This window comes from Pseudomonas sp. P5_A2_2 (assembly GCF_054177685.1).
In genome coordinates, this window is the sequence record NZ_JBGCUL010000177.1 from 1 (window position 1) to 7128 (window position 7128).

Genomic DNA, 7128 nt, shown 5'->3' on the forward strand with positions numbered 1-7128 from the left:
GCAGGATCACCGGCAAATCGGCATCCCGGCGTTGCACCTCGGCCAGCAGTTCCAGGCCGGTCATGCCGGGCATGCGCACATCGCTGAGAATCACCCCGGCAAAATGCCTGGGCAATTGCGCCAGGCATTCGTCGGCGCGGCTGAACAGCTGCACCTCGAAACCCGACAGGCTCAACCATTGCTCGACAGCACTGCGGATGCTGCTTTCGTCGTCGACCACGATCACTGAGTTCAGCATGCTTCATGCACCTCCAGGTCGATGGGCAAAGTCACGGTAAACACAGCGCCTTTGTCATGATTGCCGGCACTCAGGCGTCCGCCGGATTCGTGAACGATGGCGAACGATACGGCCAAACCGATCCCCAGGCCATCGCCTACCGGTTTGGTGGTGAAGAACGGATCGAAGACCTTGGACAGGTTCTCTTCGGCGATACCGCCACCATTGTCGATCACGCTCAGGCGCCACAATTGCTCGTCGGCTTCGAGGCGGATTTCCAGGCGTTTGCAGGGTTTGTCCTGCATCGCATCGAGGGCGTTGCGCAGCAGGTTGATCAGCACCTGCTCCAGGCGAATCGCATCGCCACGCACCCAGGCCGGGCGGGTCAGGTGCAGCACCGTGCTGACCTGTTCGTCGCGCAGCCGGGTGTCGAGCAGTTGCAGCGACTGATCCACCACCGCCGCCAGGTCCAGGCGTTCGCGCAAACCGCTGGGGCTTTTGCGGGCGAAGGTTTTCAGATGGCCGGTGAGGGCGGCCATGCGCGTGAGCATTTCATCCACCGGTTTGAGCGCCTTGTAGGCATCGTCGACCCGGCCGTGGTCGAGCAGCAGGCGCAAGGTTGCCAGCTGCATGCGCTGGGCGGTGAGCGGCTGGTTGATTTCGTGGGCCAGGGCGGCGGACATCTGCCCCAGCGCCGCGAGTTTGGCCGATTGCACCAGGCCTTCCTGGGCGGTGCGCAGGTCGCGGGTGCGTTCTTCTACCAGTCGTTCGAGTTCTTCGCGACTGCGCTGGCGCATTTTCGCCAGGCGCCAGCGCTGGTTGAGAAACAGCAACAGGAACACCAGGGTCAGCCACAACCCGGCCGCGGCAAGCGCGGCGTTGCGGCTGTCTTCGAAGGCGACCTGCGGGCGACGCAGCAGGTGCAGGGTCCAGCCCTCGGTGCTCAGCGGCAGGGATTCCCACAGGTAATCCGCCTTGCCGTCCGGGCCGTCAACCCGAGCCAGGTCACTGTTGTCGTCGAAGCGCCGCAACGATTGAAAATCGAGTGGCGTCAGCGGCTGCTTGTCGTATTGGCGGGTGGTCTTGAGTTCGGCATGATCGCTGTCGCTCAGCGGCTTGAGCAGGCGATAGCGCCAGCCCGGCTGGTTGGCGATGAAGATGATCCCGCGTGCGTCGCTGACCAGCAGCGTGTCGCTGCCCTGACGCCACTCCCGCTCCAGTTCGGGAAACTCCAGTTTTACCACCATGGCGCCGAGGAACTGGCCATCGTCATCGCTGACCGCGCTGGAGAGGAAGTAGCCGGGAATCCCGCTGGTCACGCCCACGGCATAAAAGCGCCCGGTGCCCTGGGTGCGGGTCTGGTTGAAGTAAGGGCGGAAACCGTAGTTGTGACCGACATAGCTGCTGGGCAAACGCCAGTTGCTCGCCGCCACGGCGAGGCCGCTGCGGTCGAGCAATTCCAGGGTCGAGGATTCGGCGGCACCATTGATCTTTTCCAGTTTGCGGTTCAGCGCATCCTGTTGCCCGGGGCTCATCGCCCCCTTGAGCGCCGAGCGCAGTTCCGGGTCCAGCGCCAGCACCGCGGGCAGGGCGCGGTAACGTTCGATCAGGGTATGCAGGGACGTGGCATACAGCGCCAGTTGCTGATTGGCGCGGGCCGCGTCTTCGACCATTGACTGGCGTACGGCGTGGCGCATGGCCAGCGTGGCGACGATGGCGGCACCGGCGATGATCAATAGGGTGTACAGCGCCAGGCGCAGCGATCGGGAAGTCAGCAGCATGCTCAGAACAACAGACGAAAATAAGGGGGAGCACCATACCATGCGGACAGTGTTCATCACTCGCTGGAAGCCATGCGCTGACGGTGGTTTCAATGCGTTGGTCGTTTGTGGAATCAGATTTTTGCCAGCCCCAAAAAAAACCGGCCTGTCGTTGCCGACCGGCCGGTTTTTTTCAGGGGGGAGTGCTGTTTATTGCACTTCCACCGCCAGGCTTTCACTGATCTTTTGCTGCCAGATGGCGGGACCTGTGATGTGCACCGACTCGCCCTTGCTGTCGACCGCAACGGTCACAGGCATGTCCTTGACGTCGAACTCGTAGATCGCTTCCATGCCCAGTTCGGCGAAAGCGACAACGCGGGACTTCTTGATCGCTTGCGCCACCAGGTAAGCCGCGCCGCCCACTGCCATCAGATAAACGGCCTTGTGGTCCTTGATCGCTTCGATCGCGGTCGGGCCGCGCTCGGATTTGCCGATCATGCCCAGCAAACCGGTCTGCTCGAGGATCTGACGGGTGAACTTGTCCATCCGCGTGGCGGTGGTAGGGCCGGCCGGGCCAACCACTTCGTCACCGACCGGATCGACCGGGCCGACGTAGTAGATGAAGCGACCTTTGAGGTCAACCGGCAGGGTTTCACCCTTGTTCAGCATCTCGACCATGCGCTTGTGCGCAGCGTCGCGACCGGTGAGCATTTTGCCGTTGAGCAGGACGGTTTCGCCCGGTTTCCAGCTCTGCACTTCTTCAGGCGTCAGGGTGTCGAGGTTGACGCGACGGGCCGACGGGCCGGCTTCCCAGACGATTTCCGGGTAGGCATCCAGCGGTGGCGCTTCCAGCGAGGCTGGACCTGTACCGTCGAGCACGAAGTGCGCGTGACGGGTGGCGGCGCAGTTAGGGATCATGCACACCGGCAGCGAGGCTGCATGGGTCGGGTAGTCCATGATCTTCACGTCGAGCACGGTGGTCAGGCCACCGAGGCCCTGGGCACCGATGCCCAACTGGTTGACCTTCTCGAACAGCTCCAGACGCATTTCTTCGATGCGGTTCTGTGGGCCACGCGCTTTGAGCTCGTGAATGTCGATGGATTCCATCAACACTTCCTTGGCCATGACCGCGGCTTTCTCGGCGGTGCCGCCGATGCCGATGCCGAGCATGCCCGGTGGGCACCAGCCGGCGCCCATGGTCGGGACGGTTTTCAGCACCCAGTCGACGATCGAGTCGGACGGGTTGAGCATGGCCATTTTCGACTTGTTCTCGGAACCGCCGCCCTTGGCCGCCACGTCCACTTCCACGGTGTTACCCGGAACGATGGAGTAGTGGATCACGGCCGGGGTGTTGTCCTTGGTGTTCTTGCGAGCGCCCGCCGGGTCGGCGAGGATCGAAGCACGCAGGACGTTTTCCGGCAGGTTGTAGGCGCGACGTACGCCTTCGTTGATCATGTCGTCCAGGCCCATGGTGGCGCCGTCCCAGCGCACGTCCATACCGACACGGACAAACACTGTGACGATGCCGGTGTCCTGGCAGATCGGGCGGTGGCCGGTGGCGCACATGCGCGAGTTGATCAGGATCTGTGCCATCGAGTCGCGGGCCGCTGGCGATTCTTCGCGCAGGTAGGCCTCGTGCATCGCCTGGATGAAATCCACGGGGTGGTAGTAGGAAATGAATTGCAGGGCGTCGGCAACGCTCTGAATCAGGTCGTCTTGCTTGATCACGGTCATGAGTCGCGCTCCTCTAAAAGACGGGAACATTCAATAAGGTGCTTGCAGCTTGGGTGCATCGGTCGGTTGCAAGCACCTTTCAAGGCACGCCGGGCAAGCTGGCGCGACGCTAAAAAGGCGCGGCAGTATACCGCGCCTCGCGGACAGGCACACGCGCCGGCAGTCAATCGTTGGTCGCATAAGGCCATCCCGAAAATTGAATGGTCATTTATCGGCCACACCACTAAAGTGACATTCGGTCTGTAGAGTAGGACGCTCTGTCAGTCTCCTTTCATTCGGTGAATCAACGATTGACCCATAACGCCATCCAGCGCCTGTTGCTCAAACGTTTCGCCCTCGCGGCCGGCACCTATGCCCTGGCATTGCTGTTGCTTTGGCTGGCGTTTTTTACCGGTCACTACGACGCGCCGCTTTCCAGTGTCATCATCGGCAGCACGCTGGTGGTGATTAGCCAGGCCTCCCTGTTCGCGGTGTTTTACAGCGGCTACAACCTGCGTTTCGCCGACCCCAGCCTGACCGAGGCGCAAGTGTTGCTGGGGCTGGGCTGGCAAACCTGGCTGATCGCCCATCTGGACGAAGCCAGGGGTGCGTTTCTGGTGTTTTACGTGCTGATCCTGCTATTCGGCCTGTTCCATCTGTCACGCAGGTCCTTTGTACGGTGCGCGCTGCTGGTGTTCTTCAGTTTCAGCGCGATCACGCTGTGGGAGGGCTACCACTTCCAGCTGCCTGACCCGGCCATGGCGGTGCTCCAAGTCTGTGTACTGCTCATCGTACTGGTGTGGCTGGTGCTGTATGCCCGCCATGTACAGACTTCGCGACAACGCATGCGCCAGCGACGTTTTGCCTTGCAGGCGCACCAGGACACCTTGCGCGGGATGATGCGCCAGCTCGAAGACCTGGTGGCCACCGACGAGCTCACTGGCCTGTTCAATCGCCGGCATTTCCTGCGCCTGGCTTCCCGCGAGTTGAACGCCATGGACGCCGATGTGGTGCACGGCCTGGCGCTGATCGACCTCGACCATTTCAAACGCATCAACGACCTGCACGGTCACGCCGCTGGCGATCAGGTGCTGCAAGCCTTCGCCGGCGTTGCCACCGCGTGCCTGCGCGACGGTGACGTTCTGGCCCGTTACGGCGGTGAAGAGTTCGTGGTGCTGCTGCCCGATTGCGATGCCGACAGTCTGACTTCGTGCTGCGAACGGCTGCGCATCGCGTTCACCGATGTCGAGTTGATCGGCCTGGATGTGCGCAACCTCAGCCTGTCCGCCGGCATGACCCTGCTGGAGCTGGGCGACGATCTCGATGACGCCTTGCAACAGGCCGATCAGGCGCTCTATCGCGCCAAGCGTGACGGCCGTAATCGATGCGCGGCGGCGTGGGAGAACGTCGATGCCTGAGCTGCGGGTCGGTGAACTTCGCTGGTCGGTGGCGGCGGGCAGCAATCTGCTCGACGCACTGAATCAGAACGGCGTGCCGGTGCCCTACAGTTGCCGCGCCGGCAGTTGTCATGCGTGCCTGGTGCAGTGTGTGCAGGGCCTGCCGAGCGACAGCTGCCCGGATGCCTTGAGTGCACAGCAGCGTGAACAGGGCTGGCGCCTGGCGTGCCAGTGCCAGGTGATCGAGGACTTGCAGGTGCACGCCTTCGACCCGCAGCTCGATGGCCATCCGGCTGAGGTCGCGGCGGTCGATTGGCTGAGCACTACGGTGCTGCGTTTGCGGATCATCCCGCAGCGGCCATTGCGCTACAGCGCCGGCCAGCACCTGGTGTTGTGGACGGGCAGCGTGGCGCGGCCGTATTCCCTCGCCAGCCTGCCGCAAGAAGACCGCTTTCTGGAGTTTCATCTCGATTGCCGCAAGCCCGGGGAATTCAGCGATGCCGCCAGGCAATTGCGCATCGGCGATCCGATCCGCCTCGGTGAGCTGCGCGGCGGCGCCTTGCATTACGATCCGGACTGGCACGCCCGGCCGTTGTGGTTGATGGCGGCCGGCACCGGGTTGGGGCCATTGTTTGGCGTCTTGCGCGAAGCGCTGCGGCAGGATCACCAAGGCGCCATCCGCGTCATTCACCTGGCCCATGATGCCGATGAGCACTACCTGGCCAAACCCCTGCAAGCCATGGCAGCCAGTCGTCCGAACCTGAGTGTCGAACTGTGGACCCCGGCCGAGTTGCCGGCGGCTTTGGCGCAACTGCGGCTTGTTTCGCGGCAAACCCTGGCCTTACTCTGCGGAGCCCCCGACAGTGTCGATGCCTTTGCCCGGCGCCTGTACCTGGCGGGGTTGCCGCGCAATCAACTGCTGGCCGATGTATTCCTGCCCCGTGGTTGAGCGCTGACTTTTCAGACGCGAGACCTGCCATGACCGATGCCATCGAAGTTGAACGCGAACGCGGCCTGTTGACCCTGCGCCTGAATCGCCCGGACAAGAAAAACGCCCTGACCCGTGCCATGTACAGCCACTTGGCCGAGGCGTTGAAACAGGCCGACAGCGACCCCGGGATCAACGCCGTGCTGATCACCGGCTCTGCCGAATGCTTCACCGCCGGCAACGACATCGCCGACTTCATCCAGCAACCACCGAACGGCCTCGACAGCCCGGTGTTTCACTTCATGCTCAATCTGCTCGAATGCCGCAAACCGGTGATCGCCGCCGTGGCTGGCGCGGCGGTGGGCATTGGCACGACGATGCTACTGCATTGCGATCTGGTCTACGTCAGCCGCGATGCACGCTTGCGTATGCCGTTCGTCAACCTTGGCCTGTGCCCGGAGTTTGGCTCCAGCCTGATCCTGCCGCGTTTGCTCGGGCAGGCCAAGGCAGCGGAGTTGTTGCTGCTCGGTGATGGTTTCAATGGTGAACAGGCGGCCGCGTGGGGCATTGCGTCCGAGGCGCTGGGCAGTGGCGAGGAGGCCTTGGCCAAGGCGCGGGAGATGGCGTTGCGCTTTGAGTCGCTGCCGTCGGAAGCGGTGCGGATCAGCAAGCAATTGATGAAGGCGCCGGATCGGGAGTTGGTGCGCAAGGTGATAGAAGAAGAGGGTGCTTTGTTTACTCAGCGGCTGCGGTCGCCGGAAGCGTTGGCGGCGTTGACCGGGTTTATCAAGCGGCATTGAGTTTTCGGTGTCAGGGCCGGCCCCATCGCGAGCAAGCTCGCTCCCACAGGGATTCGTGGTGGACACATGATCTGTGAGCATCTGCGGACAATGTGGGAGCGAGCTTGCTCGCGATGAGGCCGGACTGGACAACACAACTTTCGGATCAGAATCGAGTAGGAGGCGGATTTACATCCGCCGTCCTCTCACACCACCGTACGTACGGTTCCGTATACGGCGGTTCAGGTTAAGCGGTTAAGCCGGGTTATCGTGTCCAGTATTGAGACCAGCCCGAGTCGATCCCAGAGTTTCTTCGGCAGCGCCTGATTCATAT

Annotated in this window: 6 protein-coding genes and 1 pseudogene; 3 read left to right on the plus strand and 4 right to left on the minus strand. The window is 62.5% G+C overall.

The window, feature by feature from the left end; all coding sequences use genetic code 11:
- From ACXRVY_RS13060 to ACXRVY_RS13070, 3 genes are all read right to left on the minus strand, one after another.
- Positions 1–238 (minus strand): response regulator (locus ACXRVY_RS13060; protein WP_458237527.1); only part of this gene is annotated, 238 nt, incomplete at its 3' end.
- Entirely contained in the window at positions 232–1998 is a 1767-nt protein-coding gene (locus tag ACXRVY_RS13065) for a sensor histidine kinase (protein ID WP_223460051.1), read from the minus strand. The genes ACXRVY_RS13065 and ACXRVY_RS13060, both read right to left, overlap by 7 nt.
- Positions 1999–2187: 189 nt before the next feature.
- Positions 2188–3711: a fumarate hydratase gene (locus ACXRVY_RS13070; protein WP_223460054.1), complete on the minus strand. Its 1524-nt coding sequence runs from the start codon at positions 3709–3711 to the stop codon at positions 2188–2190.
- A 290-nt stretch (positions 3712–4001) separates the two neighbouring features.
- On the opposite strand from ACXRVY_RS13070, the gene ACXRVY_RS13075 reads away from it, so the two are divergent.
- The 3 genes from ACXRVY_RS13075 to ACXRVY_RS13085 are packed head-to-tail and all read left to right on the plus strand — an operon-like array spanning position 4002 to position 6815.
- Positions 4002–5108: a GGDEF domain-containing protein gene (locus ACXRVY_RS13075; RefSeq protein WP_223460056.1), complete on the plus strand. Its 1107-nt coding sequence runs from the start codon at positions 4002–4004 to the stop codon at positions 5106–5108.
- Entirely contained in the window at positions 5101–6036 is a 936-nt protein-coding gene (locus ACXRVY_RS13080) for an iron-sulfur-binding ferredoxin reductase (RefSeq protein WP_457266023.1), read from the plus strand. The genes ACXRVY_RS13075 and ACXRVY_RS13080 overlap by 8 nt, the downstream gene beginning before the upstream one ends.
- A gap of 29 nt (positions 6037–6065) precedes the next feature.
- The gene (locus tag ACXRVY_RS13085) at positions 6066–6815 is read left to right on the plus strand and encodes an enoyl-CoA hydratase-related protein (RefSeq protein WP_223460061.1); all 750 of its coding nucleotides are present in this window, start codon (positions 6066–6068) and stop codon (positions 6813–6815) included.
- 221 nt (positions 6816–7036) lie between these two features.
- On the opposite strand, the pseudogene ACXRVY_RS13090 reads toward ACXRVY_RS13085, so the two are convergent.
- Positions 7037–7128, minus strand: a pseudogene (locus tag ACXRVY_RS13090) (group II intron maturase-specific domain-containing protein); the annotation flags it as partial.

Coding starts and splice junctions, on each gene's coding strand:
- ACXRVY_RS13070 (WP_223460054.1), bottom strand. CDS start 3,711: ATGACCGTGATCAAGCAAGACGACCTGATTCAGAGCGTTGCCGACGCC.
- ACXRVY_RS13065 (WP_223460051.1), bottom strand. CDS start 1,998: ATGCTGCTGACTTCCCGATCGCTGCGCCTGGCGCTGTACACCCTATTG.
- ACXRVY_RS13080 (WP_457266023.1), top strand. CDS start 5,101: ATGCCTGAGCTGCGGGTCGGTGAACTTCGCTGGTCGGTGGCGGCGGGC.
- ACXRVY_RS13085 (WP_223460061.1), top strand. CDS start 6,066: ATGACCGATGCCATCGAAGTTGAACGCGAACGCGGCCTGTTGACCCTG.